The organism is Myxococcus guangdongensis (genome assembly GCF_024198255.1).
In the GTDB taxonomy this organism is placed as follows: Bacteria; Myxococcota; Myxococcia; order Myxococcales; family Myxococcaceae; genus Myxococcus; species Myxococcus guangdongensis.
Window position 1 is genome coordinate 293,432 of record NZ_JAJVKW010000010.1, and the last position, 19,640, is coordinate 313,071.

Here is a 19,640-nt window from a genome sequence, read left to right on the forward strand (position 1 = left end):
AGGCGGCTGGGGCCCTGGCGCCCGGTCCTGGCGGCGGCGGGCTCCCTGCTGTTGGCAAGCCAGGCGTGTGGGATGATTTGGGGCGCCCTCTCGCCGCCGACGGTGTACCTGCCCGTCTCCCGGCTCGACGGGCCCCTGCCTCCGCCCCGCTCCTTCGCGAAGGGGATTGACGTGATGGTGCAGGTGCTCGACGCGCGAGGCAGGCCCGTGGACCGGGGTTTCGTCTCGTTCTCGCTTCCTCGGGTCGGCTGGTGTGGCAACGAGACTCGGAGCAAGGGGCGGGTGGCGTTCACCCGGGGGGTATTCCAGGTGGCGCTCCCTGGCGCGGAGTCCCTGACGGTGGTCGCGGAGGATGGCCGCTCGACCTCGGTTCGCGTCGAGCCAGGGCTGTTCCGGACAGTGACGGCGGTGTTGCCGGACCACCCAGCGGCGCCTTCAGGTGCCGATGCCGTGTTGCCCTGGGCGCTGCCCTTGCCTTCGTCGTCCGAGAAGCCCGCGCGGCGCTTTCCGCGTGCGGAGCGCAAGGAGGCCGCGCGGACAGGGCCGCCGCGCACCGCTTGTGAGTACCTGGCGGGTGCGCGCTTCGAGACCGTGGTCGTCCCTCCGGAGGGTGCCGTTGTGCTCGAGTTCCCCGCGAGGTCTCCGGGGGACCTCGCCACCAGCTCCGCCCAGGTGGACTGCGACGGATGGAACCTCGTCGAGGCGCGCGGGGGCGGCGAGACGGGGCCGCGTGTGGGCTACGTGGAGCCCACGACGGGACGGCTCGTGTTCAAGGGGAACGAGTACCTGCGCGCGGGCCTGGTCCAGCGGAGCCGCGAGGACTGAGTCGCGGGGTGGGGCTCGTGTGCGCGGGCGGGCTTCGGGGAAGATGCGCGTCGGGTACGGAGGCGCGCGGGCAAGGGAAGGGGTGGTCCCCACCGGCGCGAGGACGGCATGGACCTGGAAGAGTTGCGGGCCTTCGTGGGCGTGGCGGAGACGGGCTCGTACCTGGAGGCGGCGGAGGCGCTGGCGGTGTCGCGCACCACGCTGCGCAGGCGCGTGGAGGCGCTGGAGGCCCGCGCGGGCGTGCCGCTGCTCACGAGCACCCGGACGGGCATCGTCCTGACGGAGGCGGGGGCGCTGCTCGCGCGCCGGGGCCGCTTGATGATGCAGGAGACGAGCGCGCTGGTGGCGTCGCTGCGCGAGGTGGGGCACACGCCCTCCGGCACGCTGCGGGTGGTGCTGCCGGTGGGGATGCCGCCGCACCTGCTCGCGCCGCTCTTCGGTTTGCTGCGGACCACCTATCCCCAGCTGCGCGTGCACGCGCGCTTCAGCGAGCACCCCCTGTCGGAGCCGCTGGAGGACGTGGACCTGGCGGCGCACTTCGGCGACGCGCTGCCGCGCGGGCCGTGGCTGTCGCAGGTGGTGCTGCGCGTGCGCGAGGGGCTGTGGGCCAGCGAGGCCTACCTGCGCCAGCGCGGCGTGCCCGCCTCCGTGGAGGACCTGAAGGCGCACGAGCTGTTCTGCTGGCAGGCGCCCGGCGACGACGCGAGTGTGTGGCCCCGGCTCACCGGCGCCCCATTCCCGGTGGCGCCCGCGCTCATCTCCACCGACATCCACTTCGTCCGTGTGTGTTGTCTCGCGGGGCAGGGCATCGGCCTGATTCCCAGCGTGGAGCTGCCGGACCCGGAGGGCGGGGAATCGCTGGTGGCGGTGCTCCCGGACGAGGTGGGCCGGGTGCGCCCCTTGCGGCTGAGCGTGCCGGAGGCCCTGAGCGAGATTCCCAAGGTGCGACAGGTGCTCACGCACATCCGCCAGTTCCTCGAGCCGCTGTGACGCGTGGGGCGGCCATCGGGTGGCCATCTTCGGCCATCGCGCGCGCCCTCACATCCACGCTACGCCAGGAGCGTCCCATCCACGCCCTGGAGCCCGCCATGCGTCCGTTGCTGATGTCGCTCGTGTCGACCTGTGTCCTCGTGTCGTCGGCCCACGCCAAGGACCCCGCGCTCGGCGCGAGCACCTTCACAGTGTACGAGGCCTTCCTCAGCCCCGCGCAGGAGCCGGGCGAGGAGTCGGAGGTGCCCAAGCCGTTGGAGAAGAGCCTGGGCGCCACCGCGCCCTCCACGCCGCGCGAGGCGCGCAAGTCCCGGGGGCACGGCGTGCTGCGCTTCAGCAAGGATTTGACCCGGGCCTACGTGGAGGTGGAGATGACGGGCGTCAACCCCGCGGACATCCTCATGTTCCACATCCACTGCGGGCCGCCCGGCGTGCTCGGGCCGGTGGTGGTGGACTTCGGGGAGCTGGGCAACCTGTCGAAGACGCTCTCCAACGGGCGCTGGTCCGTGGAGCTCACCAACGCCAACGTCACCTTCATCAAGGAGATGAAGGGCATCAAGCCCGGGCTGCCGGAGAGCTGCCCCGCGGAGCTGGGATTCCTTTCCCAGACACGGACGCTGGCCAGCCTGGAATCCCTGGCGCGCAAGGGGGTGCTCTACTTCAACCTGCACACCAAGGCGCATACTTATTACGGCGAGATGCGCGGACAGCTCTACGCCGCGCAGCCCTGAGGCTTGCGCACCGCCGGCGCAATCGTCTGGCTTTTCGTTCGATATGCGGGAGCGCCCCCGGCGTTTGGGTTCCAGGGGCCGGAACACATGAACGAGGAGCTTCATGACGAACCGGTGGAAAGGTGGCGTGCTCTGGGTCCTGCTCTGCGCGGGGATGGGGAGCGCTTGTTCCCGCGAGCTGGATGACGTGGTGGGGGTGCCCGTGGAGCAGGGGCCCTCGCACAGGCTGGAGGACCTCGGGGATTGGTCCGCCGAGCCGCTCGCCGCCTGCCCGCTGCTCCCCGCCGGGAGCACGACTGCCGCGTGCGGCACGCTGGAGTCCTTCGACCTGTCGGCCTGCGCTCGCGACAGCCTGGGGGCCGTGCGGGGCGAGGGCATCTTCAACCTGCATGTCATCGGCAATGACATCCTGACGAACGACAACAGCCAGGCCACCAGCGCGCTGCGCATCCTCGAGGATGGGCGTGTGCTCCAGGATGGGAGGCTCTTCCCGGAGGTTCGGGTGGATGCGACCACCTTCTTCGCCTCGCGCAGCGGCACGCTCCAGGACGGGCGGGCGTACCGGACGTCGATGGTGGGGTGCAAGGCGGAGGGCCCGACGCGGATGACGGGCTGCTTCGTGAACTGCCTGGGGGGCACGCCGTCGTTCCAGGGCACCTTCGAGCTGGAGAAGGTCCGCCGGCGCGAGGGGGAGTCGGAGGGCTCCAACCTGGAGCTCGTGGGCGAGGGCGTGGTGCCGCAGGGCACGGTCGCCGACGTGTTCGTCGCCAAGGGCCACGCCTACGTGGTGTCGCTGGAGGATGCGTTCAAGGGGCCCGGCGGGCTCTACGTGTTCGACCTGAAGGACCGCAAGGCGCCCCGGCTGGTGAAGAACGTGTTCTTCCCGGGGGACAGCTACTGGAACGGCGTGTGGGCCAAGGATGACGCGCTCTATGTCGCCAGCGCGGCGCGGGGGCTGCTCGTCTTCGACATCTCGGACCCGGCGAACCCGGTCCTGGTGAGCGCGCTGCCGAGCGGGGCTGGCGTCGATGTGCACACCGTCTTCGTGGCGATGGACCGGCTGTATGCGATGTCCGCCTCACCGGCGCCGATGACGCTCATCTTCGACGTGAAGAACGCGCGGGAGCCGGTGCTGCTCGGCCGCTACGTGGACCCGAGCGTGAATCCCATGGTGGCTTCGTTCCCGCATGACGCCACGGCGTGGGGCAACCGGCTGTATGTGAGTCACTGGCGCGCGGGCCTGCTGGTGCTCGACGTGAGCGACCCGGCGAACGTGGTGAAGGTGGGGGAGTATGTCTATCCGCGCGCCACCAGCCACACGAACCGCTGGCACCACGTGAACAACCGCCTCATCGTCTTCGAGGGTGGCGAGGACTGGGGCGCGCACGTGCGGGCCATCGACATGACGGACCCGAAGGACCCCATCCTCGTCGGCGAGTACCGGCTCTCCCCGGGCGTCTCCGTGCACAACATGGAGCTGAAGGCGAATCGGCTCTACCTGTCCCACTACCAGCACGGCGTGCGGGTGCTGGACGTGTCGCGGCCCTCGGAGATGAAGGAGATTGCCTACTACAACACCTGGCGGGAGACGGACCGGGCGCGGGGGTTGATGTTCTACGACGGTGCCATCGGCGTCCGCGTCCCGGATGACGGCTACGTGTATGTCATCGACACCTCGCGGGGCCTGCTCATCTTCGAGGAAGTGGAGTAGCGGACGTGTCGCCACGCCGGAGGTGGGCGCGCGTGTTCGCCTCCGGCGGTGGGGCCCTCCTCCGGGATGACTGGCATGGTCTCGCGCGGGCCTCCTGGCCTACGCTCGCGCGGGGTGCCGGGTCATTCGCAGTCGGGAGCCGGAGAGATGGGCTCGATGAAGCGTTACGGGTGGATGGTGGTGTTGCTGCTGGCGGGCGGCTGTGGCTCGCGTCATCACGGGCCGACGGTGCACGAGCGCCGGGCGGCGATTCGCGCCGACCATGAGCGGAAGTATGGAGGCGAGGGCTTCCAGGCCACGCACTGGGGCATGACGCGCGCGGAGGTGCGGGCGCTGTACCCCGAGGCGGCGGTGACGGCGCGGGAGGACCTGGTGGTGTCGACGACGCTCGGGGAGCGTCCGGCCCGGGTGTTCTTCCTCTTCGCGGGCGACAAGCTGGGCTCGGTGTTCGTGCGCTTCGCGACGCCCGAGGTCCTGCGTGACGAGCACCAGCAGATGGTGGAGGTGCTGACGGCGAAGTACGGGCGCCCCCGGAAGCGAGGCTCGTCGCGCCGCGTGTTGAAGTACCGCGAGTCCATCGACCTGGCGTGGCTGCTCACGAAGACGTCGCCGCCCACGTCCACGTGGGAGCCCGCGCGGCGCGACCCTGTGCCCGCAGTGAACGAGACACCGGCGGAAGAGATGTCCTCGCCGCCGCTCGTGGAGGCGTCGGGGAGGGCGACGGTGTCGCCTCCCGTGGAGGCTCCCGCGACAGGTGGACAGGCGGGGAGCGCGGCACCCGCGCGGGCGCAGGCAAGCGGAGCTCCGGCGGACGATGCGATGGCCTCATCGCGCGAAGGGGCTCGGGAGGGCGAGACACCGATGGGCGCGCCGCCGCTCGTGGCGGTCGAGGCTCCGCGCGCGGACGTCGCTGGCGAGCAGGACGCGGTGGACGAGGCACCTCCGCCGCTCGTGGAGGCCCAGGTGGACGATGACGACCGGCCCGACGCGTACGACGACACCGAAGAGGAGGAGCCCTCCTCGCCGGAGCCGGAGATTCGCGCGTCACGGAACGGCTATGTCGTCGTCGCCCGCTGGAAGGCCCCGGAGACGGCGGTCCGGCTCCTGGGCTACCAGGTGGCGAGAGACCGTCTGCTGACGCTGCTGTACGAGAGCGACGCCTACGGCGAGGAGGTCCGCGAGGAGATGGAGGGACGGCTCGCCGTCGAGCTGCGCAAGCAGGCCCGCGACTTCTAGCGGACAGTGACGCCGGACCTCGAGTCACTCCCTGCTTCCCGCGGCGCGCAAGACATGGTTCCTCCCGGTGCCGTCACGGAAGTCCGGCCGGGAGGAAGCACATGAGCATCCAGAGTTCGAAGGTCGCCCTCGTCACCGGGGCATCGCGAGGCATCGGCGCGGCGGTCGCGGAGCGGCTCGCGCGGGATGGCTTCGCCGTCATCGTGAACTACTCACAGTCCCCCGGGCCCGCGGAGGCGCTCGTGCGTGACGTCGAGCGGGCCGGCGGCAAGGCGCTGGCCGTGAAGGCGGACATCCGCAAGAGCGCGGAGGTGCGGAGCATGTTCGACGCGGCCGAGAAGGCCTTCGGCGGCGTGGACGTGCTGGTCAACAACGCGGGCATCATGACGTTGTCGCCCGTGGCGGACATGGAGGACGCGGCCTTCGAGCGGCTCATCGCCGTCAACCTCCAGGGCACCTTCAACACCCTGCGCGAGGCCGCGCGCCGGCTGCGCAAGGGCGGGCGCATCATCAACTTCTCCTCCAGCGTGGTGGGCCTCTTGCAACCCACCTACGCCGTCTACGCAGCCACCAAGGCGGGCGTGGAGGCGATGACGAGCGTGCTGGCCAAGGAGCTGCGCGGCCGCGACATCACCGTCAACGCCGTGGCCCCCGGCCCCACCGCCACGGACCTGTTCCTCGACGGCAAGCCGAAAGAGGTCGTGGACCGGCTGGCGAAGCTGGCCCCGCTGGAGCGGCTGGGGCAGCCGGTGGACATCGCGTCGGTGGTCTCCTTCCTCGCGGGCCCCGACGGCGCGTGGGTCAACGGTCAGGTGCTGCGCGCCAACGGCGGCATCATCTGACGCGGGCGCCCCTTCACGGCGAGCCGTTCACGTCGACATAGGCGCGCTGGGCCGGCACGGACACGAGCCGGCCCTCCGGCATCACGTACGCGGTCAGCCGCCCGCCGTACACGCAGCCCGAGTCGAGCCCCACCGCGTGCGGATGCCGCTGCACGCCGCGCATGGCGTCGTGGCCGAAGATGACCAGCTCCGGCCCCTTCCAGCAGCTCGCCCAGGGCACGCCGCCGTCCACCCGCTTCGACGGCGTCCCATCCGGGGCGATGCTGCGCAGGTTGAGCAGCTCGTCCGCGCGCTGCGCCTCCAGGGGAACCCCCGGCACCAGCCCGCCATGCACCGCGAGCACGTTCAGCTCCGGGAAGCGGCGATACAGCGGCTGCGCCTCCAGGTACGCCCAGTCCTCGTCGCACAGCGTGTCGAGGACCTGGCGGTGCTCCTTGCCCAGCTTCTTGCCCTCGGGCCCTCGGCCCGAATGCCAGCGCAGCACGTGCGCGTCGTGGTTGCCTCGCACCGCGAGCATCCCCAGCTCGCGCGCCCGCCGCACCACGCCCGCCGAGTCCGGCCCCTTCGCGACCAGGTCTCCCACCAGCACCACGCGGTCGTCGGGGCACCAGCCGCACGCGGTCAACAGCGCGTCCAGCTCCCGCGCGCAGCCATGCACGTCGCCGATGAAGAGCGTCCGCATCGCTCACTCCACCTTCGAGCGCAGGAGGCGGCTCAGGTTGACGTCGAGCTGGCTGGAGATGAGGCGCAGCACGCTGTCGAGCTGTGAGCCGGTGAGGCGCAGCTTCTCGGTGAGCAGCCGCCGCGTCTCCTGGAGGAGCGACTCCTGCGCGGCCACCACCCAGCGCGCCGCCGTGGAGCGGTGCACGCCGTACAGCGCGCCCAGCTGGTCGATGCTCAGCCCGTCCAGGTACTTCATGCGCAGGAAGTTGCGCTGACGCGCCTCCAGCATGCCGAGCGCGGAGGTAAACGACGCGCTGAACTCCGCGCGGTACGTGTTCTTCAGATACATGAGCTCCGGGTCGTCCCCGGGCGCCACCAGCAGCGACAAGTCCCCGTCATCCGCCTGGGGATGTCCGCCGCGCTGGCGCTGCCAGTCGAGCGCGAGCCACAGCGCCGCGGCGCGCACCCAGCCACTCAGGGGGCCCGTGCCGGGGTAGGCGGCCAGTCGGGCGGGAGCATCCTGGCTGCCCACCAGCATGCGCTGGCGGAGCAGCTGGCGGACCTCGTCGAGCCCCGAGGGTGGAAGCTTCAGCCGCGCCACGGCGGCGTTCACCTCGGGCATGAAGCTCGCCTCGAAGGCGCTCAGCGCGGAGGGGAGCTGGTCCGCCGCCGCGCGCGCCAGGTAGACGTCCGGGAGGTGGAACTTCTCCACGTCCTCGGAGGGCGCCTGCGCGGGCAGCAGCCGCGCCAGGTGGACGACGAAGCGCGCGCCGTCCAGCTCCACCCCGGGCCACGCCGCGCGGGCTGTCTCCAGCGCGCGCGCGAGCAACGCCTGAAGCGGGGGCAGCGACTCCGGCGCGCAGGGGGAAGCTCGCGCCGCGATGAAGGCCTGGGCCAGGGAAACGTCCGGGGAGGACACGCCGTGGGACGATAGCACCCCCCTCCCGTAATCCAGATTCGACCATTTCCGAAGTGAACGCTTGTTTGCCGCGTCTCGTGGCGGAAGTGGGACGGCTGGATGCCTTGTGTGACAAGGGGCTCGCCTGTCCCGGATGCGGGCGCCCGTGGCCCCTGGACCGCGCGCTCCATGGCCCGTCCATTGCTGGTATGGGACGGGAGTCGACGTCGCGGAGGTACACGTGGAGTCCATTGGTGGCGGGCCTGGGGACGCGGCTCATACCTCGTGGTTGGAGCTGAGCGCGGGTGCGCTGAGGCACAACGTGGAGGTGTTCCGGGCGCTGGACGGGGGCAAGGGGCCCTCGGGGGCACTGGGGGTGGTGCTCAAGGGCAACGCCTACGGGCACGGGCTGTCGCAGGTGCTGCCGGTGGTCCACGGGTTGGTGGACATCCTGTATTTCATCGCGCCGCAGGACGCGCTGCGGGTGCGGGAGCACGAGCGGGCCCAGGGCCTTGCTCCCCGACAGGTGGTGGTGTTGGGGGCGGTGGCGCCGGAGGAGGCGGTGGTGCTGGCGCGGGAGGGCGTGGAGGTGGTGGTGGCCGACCGTGGCTGGGAGGCCGCGGTGCCGGTGCTGCGCGCGGCGGGGCTGGCTCGGCCGCTGCGGGTCCACGTCCACATCGACACGGGGCTGGGGCGCGAGGGCTTCACGTTGGAGCAGCTGCCCGGTGAGACGCGGTTCCTCGTCGACGCGCGCGACGTGCTGGAGGTGGTGGGCGGGTTGAGCCACTTCGCCAACACGGAGGACGTGACGGAGCAGGGGTACGCGCTGGCGCAGGTGGACGCGTTCGAGACGGGGCTGGGGTTGTTGTCGGCGCAGCTGGGGACCGAGCGGGTGTTGCAGCGGCACATCGCCGCGAGCGCCGCGACGTTGGTGTTGCCCCGGGCGCGCTACGAGGCGCGGCGGGTGGGGATTTCGCTGTACGGGCTGTGGCCGTCGGCGGAGACGCGGCTGTCGGCGCGGCTGGTGTTGGGCGAGGTGCCGTCGCTGCGGCCGGTGTTGTCGTGGCGGTGCAAGAGCCAGGTGGTGAAGTGGCTGCCGGCGAATGCGTACGTGGGCTATGGCTGCACGTACCGGACGTCGGAGCCCACGCGCATCGCTGTCTTGCCGGTGGGGTACTACGACGGCTACCCGAGGCTGGCGTCGGGCAAGGCGCACGTGCTGGTGAACGGGCGGCGGTGCGCGGTGCTGGGCCGCGTGATGATGAACCACCTCATCGTGGACGTGACGCGGGCGACGCCGGATGAGCGCCCCGTGACGGCGACGCTGATGGGGCGCGATGGAGAGGAGTCCATCACCGCCGAGGCGCTCGCGGGCTGGGCGCAGACCATCCACTACGAGGTCGTCACGCGCCTGGGCGCGCACCTGCGGCGCGTGGTGGTGGAGTAGGGCGCCACGCCTCGGCGCTCGCGCCACGGCTTCATTGGTGTGCGGCGCAGGGGTGGGTGCTACGCCTCGGCCTCCCGCCAAGGCTTCATTCGTATGCGGCTGTGCGCGCGAGCTTCAGCTCTTCGCATCCGTCGCCGCGGGCGGCTGCACCTTCCAGCGGCGGTGCAGCCACATCCACTGGTCCGGGTACTTGCGGATGCAGCGCTCCAGCGCCGCGGTGATGCGCGCGGTGTGCTCCGTCACCGGGTCCGCGCTCTCACCGGGCGCGGGCGGCGGGATGGGGCCCTCCACCTCCAGCCGGAAGCGGGCGGCGCCCTTGCCGCTGCGCACGCCCATCACCACGTACACCGGCGCGCCCGTGCGCTGCGCCGCCACCGCGCACGCGGGCGTGGTGGACGCGAGCCTCCCGAAGAACGGCACGAACACCGCCGCCTTCGCAGGCAGCGCCTGGTCCAGCAGCATGTAGGGCGACTCGCCGCGCTCCACCGCCTCCGAAATCTCCTGGATGGCGCCGCGCGGATAGATGAGCCCCGCGCCGCAGCCCAGCCGGTTCTCGGCGATGCGCGTGTTGAGCGCGCCCTTGAGCGGACGCACCAGCGCGTCGATGCCCACGCCCCAGCGAATGAACATGTCGCCGAGCAGCTCCCAGTTGCCGAAGTGCGCCGTCACCAGCAGCGCGCCCTTGCCCGTGGAGATCCGCGCCCGCAGCGAGTCCCAGGCCTCCTGGCCCACGACACCCTGCTCGCCCCAGTCTGAGGGCAGCCGGTCTCCATCGGGAATCGACTCCAGCACCACGCGCGACATGTTGATGTACGCGCCCCGCGCGATGTCGCGCCGCTCCGCGTCGCTCTTCTCCGGCAGCCCGCGCGCCAGGTTGTCCATCACCACGCGGCGACGGATGCCCAGCGTGTACGCCAGATTGCCCACGAAGCGGGCGAGTGCGTCACGCGACTCGGGCGACAGCCAGGTGATGAACGCGAAGACGGGCCGCGTCAGGAGCTTCACCAGCGCGCCAGGCGGCGTGCCGACGATGCGGCGCAGGTGCTCCGCGGGCTGCTTCTGGACGTTCGTTACCGGGACGACGTGGTCGGAAATGGGAGCGGAGGCGGACACGCGGGCACTCCACCCCGAAGTGAAGTTTCCGGCAAGGACACACTCGCGCTCCGCGCTACCCTGGCTGCTCGGCATAAGACACACTGCGCGCCATGCCCAACCTGCTCCGTCCGGTGGCGCTGGCCACCGTTGCCCTGTTGTCCGCATGCGGTGCCCGGCAGACTCCGCCGGCCACCGAGCCCGTGGCGACCTCCGCCGCGGCTCCCGCCACCGTGGCGCCCACGCCTCCCACGCTGCGTCTGCCCAAGGACGCGCGTCCCAAGGGCTACGCCGTGGAGCTTACCCTGGACCCGAAGGCCTCCACCTTCCAGGGCGTCGCGGAAATCGGCCTCGACGTGTCGAAGCCCACCTCCGTCGTGTGGCTGCACGGGAAGAACCTCACCGTGAAGCAGGCCACGCTGATGCAAGGAGGCACGTCGCGCGAGGCGACCGTGCACCGGAGCGAGGCGGGAGACTTCCTGGGCTTCTCGGTGGCGGAGCCGCTGACGCTGGGCACCGCGAAGCTGCGCATCGTCTACGAGGGCATCGCCTCCGAGAAGGAGACGGACGGCGCCTTCCGCGTCAACGAGGGCGGTGACTGGTATGTCTTCACCCAGTTCGAGCCCATCGAGGCGCGCCGCGTCTTCCCGTGCTTCGACGAGCCCGAGTTCAAGGTGCCCTGGCAGTTCACCTTCCACGTGCCGGCGGGCAACGTGGCCGTCACCAACACGCCGCAGCTCGGCGAGGAGGCCCGTCCCGACGGCGGCCGCACCTACCGCTTCGGCCGCACGCAGCCCTTGCCCAGCTACCTCATCGCCTTCGGCGTGGGCCCGTTCGACTTCCTGGAGGCGGCCGACTCCGGGAAGAACAAGGTGAAGACGCGCATCATCACCCCGCGCGGCCGCACCGTGGAGGGCACGTACGCCGCCAAGGTGACGCCCGAAATCCTCGCCGCGCTGGAGGACTACTTCGGCATCCCCTACGCGTACGAGAAGCTGGACGTCATCGCGGTGCCGCTGCTCGGCGGCGCCATGGAGCACCCGGGCCTGGTGACCTTCAACTCGCGGCTCATCCTGTCCAAGCCGGAGGAGGACTCCATCAGCCGCCAGCGCGCCTTCTCGGACACGCAGGTGCACGAGCTGGGGCACCAGTGGTTCGGCAACCTCGTCACGCTGGCGTGGTGGGACGACCTGTGGCTCAACGAGTCCTTCGCGTCCTGGGTGACCCCGCGCATCATCGAGTCCTGGCAGCCGACGTGGGACGCGCCGGTGGAGCGCGTGCAGGACCGCAGCCGCTCGCTGGACTCCGACAGCCTGCTGTCCGCGCGCCGCATCCGTCAGCCCATCGACAGCGCCAATGACATCCACAACGCCTTCGACGGCATCACCTACGGCAAGGGCTCCGCGGTGCTGTCCATGACGGAGGAGTGGCTGGGGCGCGAGGTGTTCCGCAAGGGCATCCAGCGCTACATGAAGAAGCACGCGCACGGCAACGCCACGGCGAAGGACTTCCTGGACGCGCTGTCGGCGGAGGCCGGGCAGGACGTGGCGGGCGTGTTGAGCACGTTCCTGGACCAGGGCGGCGCGCCGCTGGTGACGGCGACGCTCGAGTGTGGCGCGGGCCAGCCGAAGGTGGTGCTCACCCAGCAGCGCTACCTGCGCCTGGGCTCCAAGGCGCCCCAGCCGCAGACGTGGAAGGTGCCCGTGTGCGTGAAGTACGCGGTGGGCAACAAGGACGCGAAGGCGTGCACGGTGCTGGAGGGCGAGCGCGCCGAGGTGGCGCTGACGGAGGCGAAGACGTGCCCGGCCTGGGTGTTCCCCAACGCGGAGGGCGCGGGCTTCTTCCGCATCCAGCTGGCGGGCGAGGCGGCCAAGAAGCTGACGAAGACGGGCATGGCGAAGCTGTCGCGCGCGGAGCGGGTGGCGCTGCTGGGCGACGTGCGGGCGCTGGCGCTGGCCGGGGCGCTGCCGGCCTCGGAGGCGCTGGCCCTGGCGGAGCGCTCGGCGCACGACCCGGACCGGGCCATCGTCGAGAGCACCATGGAGGTGCTGGACCTGGTGAGCACGCGGCTGTTGCCGGAGAGCCGGCATGCGGACCGGGCGCGCTTCCTGCGTGAGACGTACGGCCCCCGGGCCCGGGAGCTGGGCTTCACGCCGCGCAAGGGCGAGAGCGAGGACACGCGGCTGCTTCGTCCCCGCGTGATTCGCCTCGCGGGCCGTGACGGCGCGGACCCGAAGCTGGTGGCGGAGGCGAAGGGGCTCGCGGACAAGTGGCTCGTCAATCCCGCGGCGGTGGACCCAGAGATGGTGGACGCGGTGCTCGCCATCGCCGCGGCGCACGGGGACGCGGCCTTCCAGCAGAAGCTGCTGACGGCGGTGCGCGCGGAGAAGGACCGCTCGCGGCGCGGGGAGATGATCTTCGCGCTGAGCGGCTTCACGGACCCGGAGCTGGTGAAGCAGAACCTGGGGCTCGTCTTCGAGAAGGGGATGGACCCGCGCGAGACGGTGTGGATGGCGTTCGCGGCCTCGCAGCACGTGAAGACGCAGGGCGTGGCGTTCGACTTCGTGACGAAGAACTACGACAAGCTCGTGGGCGACTCGCCGGACGCGCTCCTGCCGCAGGACGCGGCGGGGCGGCTGTCCTTCGTGGGCCGCTCGTTCTGCGGTGAGCAGCAGCGCAAGGCGCTGGCGGACTTCTTCACGCCGCGCGCCGAGAAGGCCCCGGGAGGCCCGCGCACGCTGGCGCAGGTCCTGGAGTCGGTGGACCAGTGCGTGGCGCTGAAGGCCGCGCAGGCCCAGAGCGTCGAGTCGTTCCTCGACGGGCGCGTCATGCACAACCAGCCGAAGCTGCAGAAGACGCGCTGAAGCGGGTGTCATGGAGCCCGGAGGGCCTGGGTGGCTCTCCGGGCGGGCCGTGGGTTACTTCCGGCCGCGCGACATGAACGCCATGAAGGCCTCCTGGGCCTCCGTGGAGCCCAGGCGCTCGATGAACTTCGCGCCCTCGCGCGCGAGCGTGGCGTGGGTCTGCTCGCGCAGCGGGCCGCGAATCAGCTCCTTCGTCACGCGCACGGCCTCCGCGGGGCGGGAGGCCAGGGTGCGGGCGCGCTCGGCGGCGACCTCCTGGAGGCTCGCGTCGGGGACGACCTTGTTGATGATTCCGGCGCGCAGGGCGGTGGCCGCGTCGAAGGGCTCGCCGAACAGGAGCAGCTCGCTGGCCAGCGCGTAGCCGGCCATGCGCGGCAACAGCAGGCTGCTGGCGCCCTCGGCGCACAGGCCCAGCTGCACGAAGGGCATGTGGAAGCGGGCGCGCTCGGTGGCGATGACGTAGTCACAGTGCAGCAGCATGGTGGTGCCGATGCCCACCGCGGGGCCGTCCACCGCCGCGAGCACGGGCTTGGGCGCGTCCACCAGCGCCTTGAGGAAGAGGAACACGGCGCTGTCCTCGCCCGCGGGCGGGTGCTCCATGAAGTCGCCGATGTCGTTGCCCGCGGTGAAGACGGTGCCGGCGCCGATGAGCAGCACCGCGCGGACCTCGTCGTCCGTCGCCGCCTGCTGGAGCGCGGCGGTGGCCGCCTCGTACATCGCATGCGTGAAGGCGTTCTTCTTCTCGGGTCGGTTGAAGGTGAGGGTGAGGACCCCCGCTTCCCGCTTCGTCAGCAACGTGTCGGACATGGCGGCGGAGCCTAGACCGACTCGCCCCGGGGCGCGGGCGGAACTTGCGGCCCACCCCGCGTGTGCTCCGTCTCCCTACGCGACGCGGCTCAGGGCCGCAGCGCGCGGGCCACCAGGGGCGCGAGCGTCACGACCTTGTGCTCGATGGGCAGCCCCGCGCGCGGCTCCACGCTGTCGGTGGAGACCAGCTGGCCCAGGGGCAGCGTGCGCAGGCGCTCCACCGCCGGGCCCACGAGCAGCGCGTGTGTCGTCACCACGGTGAAGTCGTCCGCGCAGCCCGCCTCGCGCAGCGTGCCCGCCGCCGCCACCAGCGTGCCGCCGGTGGACACCATGTCGTCGACGAGGATGGGGCGCTTGCCGCGCACCTCGCCCATCAGGCCGCTGGCGTGCACCTGGTCCCCGCTCAGCCGCACCTTGTGAATCACCGCCCACGGCCGGCCGAGCAGCCGCGCCAGCGCCTCCGCGCGCTTCACCGCGCCCAGGTCCGGGGCCACCACCACGGACGTGTCGCTCACCTTGGGCCGCAGCGCGTCCGCGAGCAGGGGCAGCGCGGTGAGATGCTCCAGGGGCGAGTCGAAGCACCCCTCCAGCGCCGGGCTGTGCAGGTCCACCACCAGCACCCGCGCGAAGCGGCCCTGGGACAGCATGTCCGCCACCAGCCGGCCACCCAGGGGCTCGCCTGGCCGGGCGCGCCGGTCCTGCCGCGCGTAGCCGAGGTAGGGCACCACCGCCTCCAGCCGCGCCGCGCCGGCCCGCCAGCACGCGTCCGCCATCAGCAGCAGCTCCAGCAGGTGCTCCCCGGCGGGCGGCGTCAGCGACTGCACCAGCACCACCGTGCGGCCCCGCACCGTGGCGGGCACCTCCAGGTGCATCTCTCCATCCGGGAAGCGCTCGAAGTGACAGTCGGAGAGGGGCACGCCCAGGGCCAGGGCGAGCTCCCGTCCGAGGTGCGGACTGGCGGTGCCGGTGAGGAGGATGGGGTCCATGGGCCGCACCCTAGCGCGCCCGGTGCCCCGGAGCGCGGACGCCCGTCGGCCGCCTCGGGCACATGCCTCCAGGCGGGCCGTGGGTCGCCCCTCCGGCGCAAGCGGACCCCACCGTGCTTTTCCTTGGGGGCAAGGAGGATGACGAATGCGCTTTCGCGACAGGGCCGACGCCGGACGCAGGCTGGCGGCCACGCTGCTGCCCTACCGGGGTTCGAACGTGCGCGTGTTGGGGCTGGCCCGCGGCGGGGTCCGGGTGGCGTACGAGGTGGCCCGCGCGTTGGAGGTCCCCCTGGACATCTGGGTCTCGCGCCGGTTGAGCGTCCCCGGCAGGGTGATGACCCTGGGCGCGGTCTCCGAGAACGGCGCCCGGTTCCTGCTGTCGGACTCCGTGCGCCTGGCGCCGCTGCCCCGCGCGGAGGTGGACGCGCTGGTGTCCGAAGAGGCCGCCGAGGTGGAGGCGCAGGTGCAGCGGCTGCGGGGGCGGGCCCAGCCGGAGCTGGGGGGCTGCACGGTGGTGCTGGTGGATGACGGCGTGCTGACGGGCGCCACGGCCGCCGCGGCGCTCGTCGCCTTGCGTGAGCTGCACCCGGCCCGGTTGGTGATGGCCACGCCCGTGGCGTCGCCGCGCGGGCTGGAGGTGGTGGGCGCGGAGGCGGACCAGGTGTCGTGCGTGTGGACGGAGCCGGGCCTGCGCACGGTGGCCGAGGCGTACGACGACTTCCGCGCGTTCCCGGACGTGGAGCTGCAGAGCCTGGTGGAGCGCTCGCGCCAGCCGCCGTGGCGCTCGCGCTCGGTGCTGGAGTCCGCGGACCCGGGCGGCTCCTGGATGTGAGCCGTGAGTCGAGCGACGTGACGCGCTCCCGCGTCCCCCGAAAACAAAGAGGTCTGCCGTCATGACGACCGAGGTCAGCCTGGACGTGGACGTTCGCGAGGTGAAGGTCCGCTCCGGTCACGCGGAGCTGGGAGGCAGCCTGGGCGTGCCTCCCGGCGCGCGCGGGCTGGTGGTCTTCGCGCATGGCAGCGGCAGCAGCCGGTTCAGCCCGCGCAACATCGCCGTCGCGCGCGGCCTGCGTGAGGCGGGGCTGGGCACGCTGCTGTTCGACTTGCTCGCCGAGGACGAGGAGGCGATGGACCTGGGCACCGGCGAGCTGCGCTTCGACATCCCGTTCCTCGCGCGGCGGCTCATCGCGGTGACGCGCTGGGCGCGCGCGCAGCCGGAGCTCGCGGGGCTGAACCTGGGCTACTTCGGCGCCAGCACGGGCTCGGCGGCGGCGCTGATGGCGGCGGCGCTGCACCCCGGCTACGTCCAGGCGGTGGTGTCGCGCGGAGGCAGGCCCGAGCTGGCCGGGCCCGCGCTCGCGAGGGTGCGCGCGCCCTCGCTGCTCCTGGTGGGGGGCCAGGACGTGGACGTGCTCGAGGTGAACCAGGAGGCGTTCGACGAGCTGCTCTGCGCCAAGTCCCTGGTCGTCATCCCCGGCGCCACGCACCTGTTCGAGGAGCCCGGCGCGCTGGGGGCCGTGGCGCGCCGCGCGGCGGACTGGTTCTCCCGCCACCTGGATTCCCCCGAGTTCGCCGCGCGCGAGTGAGGACGTCCAGGGGACTCGCGGTGCGAAGGCACGAGGACGGGCCGTGGACCGTGGGCGCCCTCCGCCGGAGCAAAAGCTTTGGCCCACCGCCCGGACGCGCGGGCTGCTATAGGCAGGTGCATGCCCTCGCGTGAACCACGCTTCGTCTGGTTGGACCTGGAGATGACCGGGTTGGACCCCGAGTCCTGCGCCATCATCGAGATTGGCGTCATCATCACCGGCCCCGACCTGCGCCCGCTCGCGGAAATCGAGCGGGTCATCTGGCAGCCCGAAGAGGTGCTCCTGCGCATGGAGCCCGTCGTGCGGGAGATGCACACGCGCAACGGCCTCTTGGAGAAGGTGCGCGCCTCCTCCACCTCGCTGCGCGTCGCGGAGCGCGAGGTGACGGCGCTGGTGGCCGAGCACTGCCCGCTGGGCGAGGGCGTGCTGGCCGGCAACTCCATCCACACCGACCGCCGCTTCCTGTTCCAGTACATGCCGCTGCTGGAGCGCTACCTGCACTACCGCATGGTGGACGTGACGAGCCTCAAGGTGCTCACGCGCGCCTGGTACCCGAACCTCGTCGAGCCCCGCAAGCCGCCCTCCGGGCACACCGCGCTCGCGGACCTGCGCTCGAGCATCAACGAGCTGCAGTACTACCGGGACACCCTCTTCCGCGCGACGCCGGGCTGAAGCGGCGTCCCGCCTGGAAGGCTCAGCCCTGGGAGCCCTCGCCGCTCCCGGGCACCGGCCCGTTGGGGCCGCCCAAGAGCTCGCTGATGGTGTCCAGCAGCAGGTCCAGCTCGAAGGGCTTGGCCAGGAACCTCGCGCTGGAGCGCCGCTCCTCCTCGGAGATGCGCCCGGCGCTCATGACGACCACCGGGATGCCCTTCAGGGCGGGGTCGTCGCGCATGCGGCGCAGCATCTCCCGTCCATCCATCACCGGCATCATCAGGTCCAGCAGGACCAGGTCCGGCTTGATGTCCGCCATCCGCTGGAGCCCCTCCGCGCCGTTGAAGGCGGTGAGGATGCCGTAGCCCTCCACGGAGAGGATGTCCTGGAGCGCCTCGACGATGGCCAGCTCGTCATCGACGATGAGCAGCCGCTTCATCGAAGCCCTTCCTCCCTTCGCCAGGCGCCCTCGGCGCGCTCATGGGCCGCATCCCGCCAGACGTGATGCCGCCCTCGCGCCCCTGGGCGCAACGCTAGGGGAAACTCCGGCGCAAGCCACGCATTTGCGTGAGGTGTGTTCGGAATGTTGCGCTCGAGGAGGCTCACCGCAGTCGCGCTCGCAGCAGGTGTTTCTGCACCTTGCCCAGCGCGTTTCGCGGCAGGGAGTCCATGAAGACGACGCGGCGGGGCTTCTTGAAGCTGGCCAGCCGGTCCCTGCACCACTCCACCAGCGCCTGGGCCTCCGGGGCGTGGACCCCCGGCGGCGGCACCACCACGGCGACCACCTGCTCGCCGTAGTCCGCGTCCGGCAGGCCCAGCACCGCCACCTCGGCCACGCCCGGGTGGGTGGCGAGCACCTCCTCCACCTCGCGCGGGTACACGTTGAAGCCCCCGCTGATGATGAGCTCGCGCGCCCGCCCGGTGATGCGCAGGTAGCCGTCCGGGTCCACCTCGCCCAAGTCCCCCGTGCGGAACCACCCCTCCGAGTCGAACGATTCGCTCGTCGCGTCCGGACGCCGCCAGTAGCCGGCGAAGACGTGGGGCCCGCGGACCTCGATTTCCCCCGTCTCGCCCTGGGGCAGCGGGCCCCGGGTGCGCACGTCCACCACGCGCGCCTGCTGACCGGGGAAGGGGAAGCCCACCGTGCCGGGGCGGCGCTCGCCGTCGTACGGGTTGGTGGTGTTCATGATGGTCTCGGTCATGCCGTAGCGCTCGAGGATGCGCGCGCCGAAGTCGTGCTCGATGTCGTGGAACAGCTGGGGGCTCAGGGGCGCGGAGCCGGAGACCCACAGCCTCAGCTCGCGGGGCTTCACCCCCGTGCGTCGTGACTCCTCCAGCAATCGTCCATACATGGTGGGCACACCAAAGAACATCGTCAGCGAGGTGTCATCGCGCAACGTCGCCAGTGCGTCCGTCGCCACGAAGCGCCGGTGCAGCTCCAGGCTCCCTCCGGTGTACAGCGTGCCGTGCAGGCCCACCATCAAGCCGTGCGTGTGGAACAGCGGCAGCGTGTGCAGCAGCCGGTCCGCCGCCGTCCACCGCCACGCCTCGGTGACGGCCTTGACGTTGGCCAGGAGGTTGCGGTGCAGCAGCATGGCGCCCTTGGAGCGCCCCGTGGTGCCGGACGTGTAGCCCAGCACCGCCAGGTCCTCCGGACGCGGCAGCCCCAGCGCCACGGTGGACCGGGTGCCCTCGGTGATGAGCGTGTCGAAGTCGATGACCTCCAGCGACGCGGGCGCCGTCACCGTGGGCGCCTCCACCGTCACCAGCCACTGCAGCGTGGGCAGCTGCTCACGCAGCGGCACCAGCTCCGCCACGCCCGACGCGCCGGTGACACACGTGTGCACCTCCGCGTCCGCCAGGATGTGGGCCAGCTCCACCTGGCGATACGCCGTGTTCACCAGCACCACCACGCCCCCCGCGTACTGCACCCCCAGGTAGGCGACGATGAAGCTCGGGCTGTTCTCCAGGAAGAGCGCCACGCGCTCGCCCGGCTGCAGGCCTCGCTGGCGCAGGCCCCGGGCGAGGGCCGCGACGCGCGCGGCCAGCTCTCCGTAGGAGGTCGACTCACGCTCGAACGTGAGCAGCGGCCGTGCTGGCGCGCCGTGGGCGTGGTCCAGGAAGGCCTCGAGCAGGGACGAAGTCATTCGCACCGCAGACTACTGCCGTGGCTTCGTCTGGGAACAAGCTGTGAGTCAATTTTGACGCTCTAGAATGGTATTAACTGCATAGTCTGTAAATCTAGTCGACGCTGACCTCGCCCACGCGACCCGGAGTGTTTCTCCAGCCGGACGCCACGCGCATCCGGGGC

General features: G+C 71.6%; 18 protein-coding genes. 11 read left to right on the forward strand and 7 right to left on the reverse strand.

Features of this window, described 5'->3' with window-relative positions:
- The first annotated feature begins 72 nt into the window (after window positions 1-72).
- From LXT21_RS28870 to LXT21_RS28895, 6 genes are all read left to right on the forward strand, one after another.
- Window positions 73-825 (forward strand): hypothetical protein, encoded by a 753-nt coding sequence (locus tag LXT21_RS28870; protein ID WP_254041417.1) that lies wholly within the window; start codon window positions 73-75, stop codon window positions 823-825.
- A 108-nt stretch (window positions 826-933) separates the two neighbouring features.
- A complete protein-coding gene (locus LXT21_RS28875) occupies window positions 934-1,815 on the forward strand; it encodes a LysR family transcriptional regulator (protein ID WP_254041418.1) in 882 nt (293 codons plus the stop codon).
- Window positions 1,816-1,913: 98 nt separating this feature from the next.
- Entirely contained in the window at window positions 1,914-2,546 is a 633-nt protein-coding gene (locus LXT21_RS28880) for a CHRD domain-containing protein (protein ID WP_254041419.1), read from the forward strand.
- Between the two features lie 103 nt (window positions 2,547-2,649).
- Complete coding sequence (locus LXT21_RS28885) at window positions 2,650-4,257, forward strand: LVIVD repeat-containing protein (RefSeq protein ID WP_254041420.1); 1,608 nt, start codon at window positions 2,650-2,652, stop codon at window positions 4,255-4,257.
- A 156-nt stretch (window positions 4,258-4,413) separates the two neighbouring features.
- A complete protein-coding gene (locus tag LXT21_RS28890) occupies window positions 4,414-5,493 on the forward strand; it encodes a brain acid soluble protein 1 (RefSeq protein WP_254041421.1) in 1,080 nt (359 codons plus the stop codon).
- Window positions 5,494-5,594: 101 nt separating this feature from the next.
- Window positions 5,595-6,335 (forward strand): SDR family oxidoreductase, encoded by a 741-nt coding sequence (locus LXT21_RS28895; protein WP_254041422.1) that lies wholly within the window; start codon window positions 5,595-5,597, stop codon window positions 6,333-6,335.
- 13 nt (window positions 6,336-6,348) lie between these two features.
- Here the strand turns inward: LXT21_RS28895 and LXT21_RS28900 are convergent, their stop codons facing one another.
- Window positions 6,349-7,017, reverse strand: coding sequence for a metallophosphoesterase (locus LXT21_RS28900; RefSeq protein ID WP_254041423.1), 669 nt, complete (start codon window positions 7,015-7,017; stop codon window positions 6,349-6,351).
- A 3-nt stretch (window positions 7,018-7,020) separates the two neighbouring features.
- Window positions 7,021-7,935, reverse strand: a complete 915-nt coding sequence (locus LXT21_RS28905) for a transcriptional regulator (protein ID WP_254041424.1) — start codon at window positions 7,933-7,935, stop codon at window positions 7,021-7,023.
- Window positions 7,936-8,137: 202 nt separating this feature from the next.
- Here LXT21_RS28905 and alr point away from each other — a divergent pair, with 202 nt between their 5' ends.
- Window positions 8,138-9,343, forward strand: a complete 1,206-nt coding sequence (gene alr, locus LXT21_RS28910) for an alanine racemase (protein WP_254041425.1) — start codon at window positions 8,138-8,140, stop codon at window positions 9,341-9,343.
- A 114-nt stretch (window positions 9,344-9,457) separates the two neighbouring features.
- On the opposite strand, the gene LXT21_RS28915 is transcribed toward alr, so the two are convergent.
- Complete coding sequence (locus tag LXT21_RS28915; RefSeq protein WP_254041426.1) at window positions 9,458-10,456, reverse strand: lysophospholipid acyltransferase family protein; 999 nt, start codon at window positions 10,454-10,456, stop codon at window positions 9,458-9,460.
- A gap of 92 nt (window positions 10,457-10,548) precedes the next feature.
- Here LXT21_RS28915 and LXT21_RS28920 point away from each other — a divergent pair, with 92 nt between their 5' ends.
- Window positions 10,549-13,299, forward strand: a complete 2,751-nt coding sequence (locus LXT21_RS28920; protein ID WP_254041427.1) for a M1 family metallopeptidase — start codon at window positions 10,549-10,551, stop codon at window positions 13,297-13,299.
- A 54-nt stretch (window positions 13,300-13,353) separates the two neighbouring features.
- Here the strand turns inward: LXT21_RS28920 and LXT21_RS28925 are convergent, their stop codons facing one another.
- Together LXT21_RS28925 and LXT21_RS28930 are read right to left on the reverse strand one after the other, a co-directional pair.
- The gene (locus LXT21_RS28925; RefSeq protein WP_254041428.1) at window positions 13,354-14,106 is read right to left on the reverse strand and encodes an enoyl-CoA hydratase; all 753 of its coding nucleotides are present in this window, start codon (window positions 14,104-14,106) and stop codon (window positions 13,354-13,356) included.
- An 89-nt stretch (window positions 14,107-14,195) separates the two neighbouring features.
- Window positions 14,196-15,101, reverse strand: coding sequence for a ribose-phosphate diphosphokinase (locus tag LXT21_RS28930; protein WP_254041429.1), 906 nt, complete (start codon window positions 15,099-15,101; stop codon window positions 14,196-14,198).
- 136 nt (window positions 15,102-15,237) lie between these two features.
- Between LXT21_RS28930 and LXT21_RS28935 the strand changes: the two genes are divergently transcribed.
- From LXT21_RS28935 to orn, 3 genes are all read left to right on the forward strand, one after another.
- A complete protein-coding gene (locus LXT21_RS28935) occupies window positions 15,238-15,924 on the forward strand; it encodes a phosphoribosyltransferase (protein ID WP_254041430.1) in 687 nt (228 codons plus the stop codon).
- A 61-nt stretch (window positions 15,925-15,985) separates the two neighbouring features.
- Window positions 15,986-16,678, forward strand: coding sequence for a dienelactone hydrolase family protein (locus LXT21_RS28940; protein ID WP_254041431.1), 693 nt, complete (start codon window positions 15,986-15,988; stop codon window positions 16,676-16,678).
- A 120-nt stretch (window positions 16,679-16,798) separates the two neighbouring features.
- Complete coding sequence (orn, locus tag LXT21_RS28945) at window positions 16,799-17,350, forward strand: oligoribonuclease (RefSeq protein ID WP_046716931.1); 552 nt, start codon at window positions 16,799-16,801, stop codon at window positions 17,348-17,350.
- Between the two features lie 22 nt (window positions 17,351-17,372).
- On the opposite strand, the gene LXT21_RS28950 is transcribed toward orn, so the two are convergent.
- Together LXT21_RS28950 and LXT21_RS28955 are read right to left on the reverse strand one after the other, a co-directional pair.
- Window positions 17,373-17,768, reverse strand: coding sequence for a response regulator (locus LXT21_RS28950; protein ID WP_254041432.1), 396 nt, complete (start codon window positions 17,766-17,768; stop codon window positions 17,373-17,375).
- Between the two features lie 163 nt (window positions 17,769-17,931).
- The gene (locus LXT21_RS28955) at window positions 17,932-19,476 is read right to left on the reverse strand and encodes an AMP-binding protein (protein WP_254041433.1); all 1,545 of its coding nucleotides are present in this window, start codon (window positions 19,474-19,476) and stop codon (window positions 17,932-17,934) included.
- Between the last annotated feature and the right edge of the window lie 164 nt (window positions 19,477-19,640).

What these genes read in the sequence shown, in the direction of transcription:
- LXT21_RS28895 (WP_254041422.1), top strand. Translation starts at nt 5,595, where the DNA reads ATGAGCATCCAGAGTTCGAAGGTCGCCCTCGTCACCGGGGCATCGCGA.
- LXT21_RS28890 (WP_254041421.1), top strand. Translation starts at nt 4,414, where the DNA reads ATGAAGCGTTACGGGTGGATGGTGGTGTTGCTGCTGGCGGGCGGCTGT.
- LXT21_RS28940 (WP_254041431.1), top strand. Translation starts at nt 15,986, where the DNA reads ATGACGACCGAGGTCAGCCTGGACGTGGACGTTCGCGAGGTGAAGGTC.
- LXT21_RS28955 (WP_254041433.1), bottom strand. Translation starts at nt 19,476, where the DNA reads ATGACTTCGTCCCTGCTCGAGGCCTTCCTGGACCACGCCCACGGCGCG.
- LXT21_RS28925 (WP_254041428.1), bottom strand. Translation starts at nt 14,106, where the DNA reads ATGTCCGACACGTTGCTGACGAAGCGGGAAGCGGGGGTCCTCACCCTC.
- LXT21_RS28900 (WP_254041423.1), bottom strand. Translation starts at nt 7,017, where the DNA reads ATGCGGACGCTCTTCATCGGCGACGTGCATGGCTGCGCGCGGGAGCTG.
- LXT21_RS28950 (WP_254041432.1), bottom strand. Translation starts at nt 17,768, where the DNA reads ATGAAGCGGCTGCTCATCGTCGATGACGAGCTGGCCATCGTCGAGGCG.
- LXT21_RS28885 (WP_254041420.1), top strand. Translation starts at nt 2,650, where the DNA reads ATGACGAACCGGTGGAAAGGTGGCGTGCTCTGGGTCCTGCTCTGCGCG.
- LXT21_RS28880 (WP_254041419.1), top strand. Translation starts at nt 1,914, where the DNA reads ATGCGTCCGTTGCTGATGTCGCTCGTGTCGACCTGTGTCCTCGTGTCG.
- LXT21_RS28870 (WP_254041417.1), top strand. Translation starts at nt 73, where the DNA reads ATGATTTGGGGCGCCCTCTCGCCGCCGACGGTGTACCTGCCCGTCTCC.
- LXT21_RS28935 (WP_254041430.1), top strand. Translation starts at nt 15,238, where the DNA reads ATGCGCTTTCGCGACAGGGCCGACGCCGGACGCAGGCTGGCGGCCACG.
- LXT21_RS28875 (WP_254041418.1), top strand. Translation starts at nt 934, where the DNA reads ATGGACCTGGAAGAGTTGCGGGCCTTCGTGGGCGTGGCGGAGACGGGC.
- orn (WP_046716931.1), top strand. Translation starts at nt 16,799, where the DNA reads ATGCCCTCGCGTGAACCACGCTTCGTCTGGTTGGACCTGGAGATGACC.
- LXT21_RS28920 (WP_254041427.1), top strand. Translation starts at nt 10,549, where the DNA reads ATGCCCAACCTGCTCCGTCCGGTGGCGCTGGCCACCGTTGCCCTGTTG.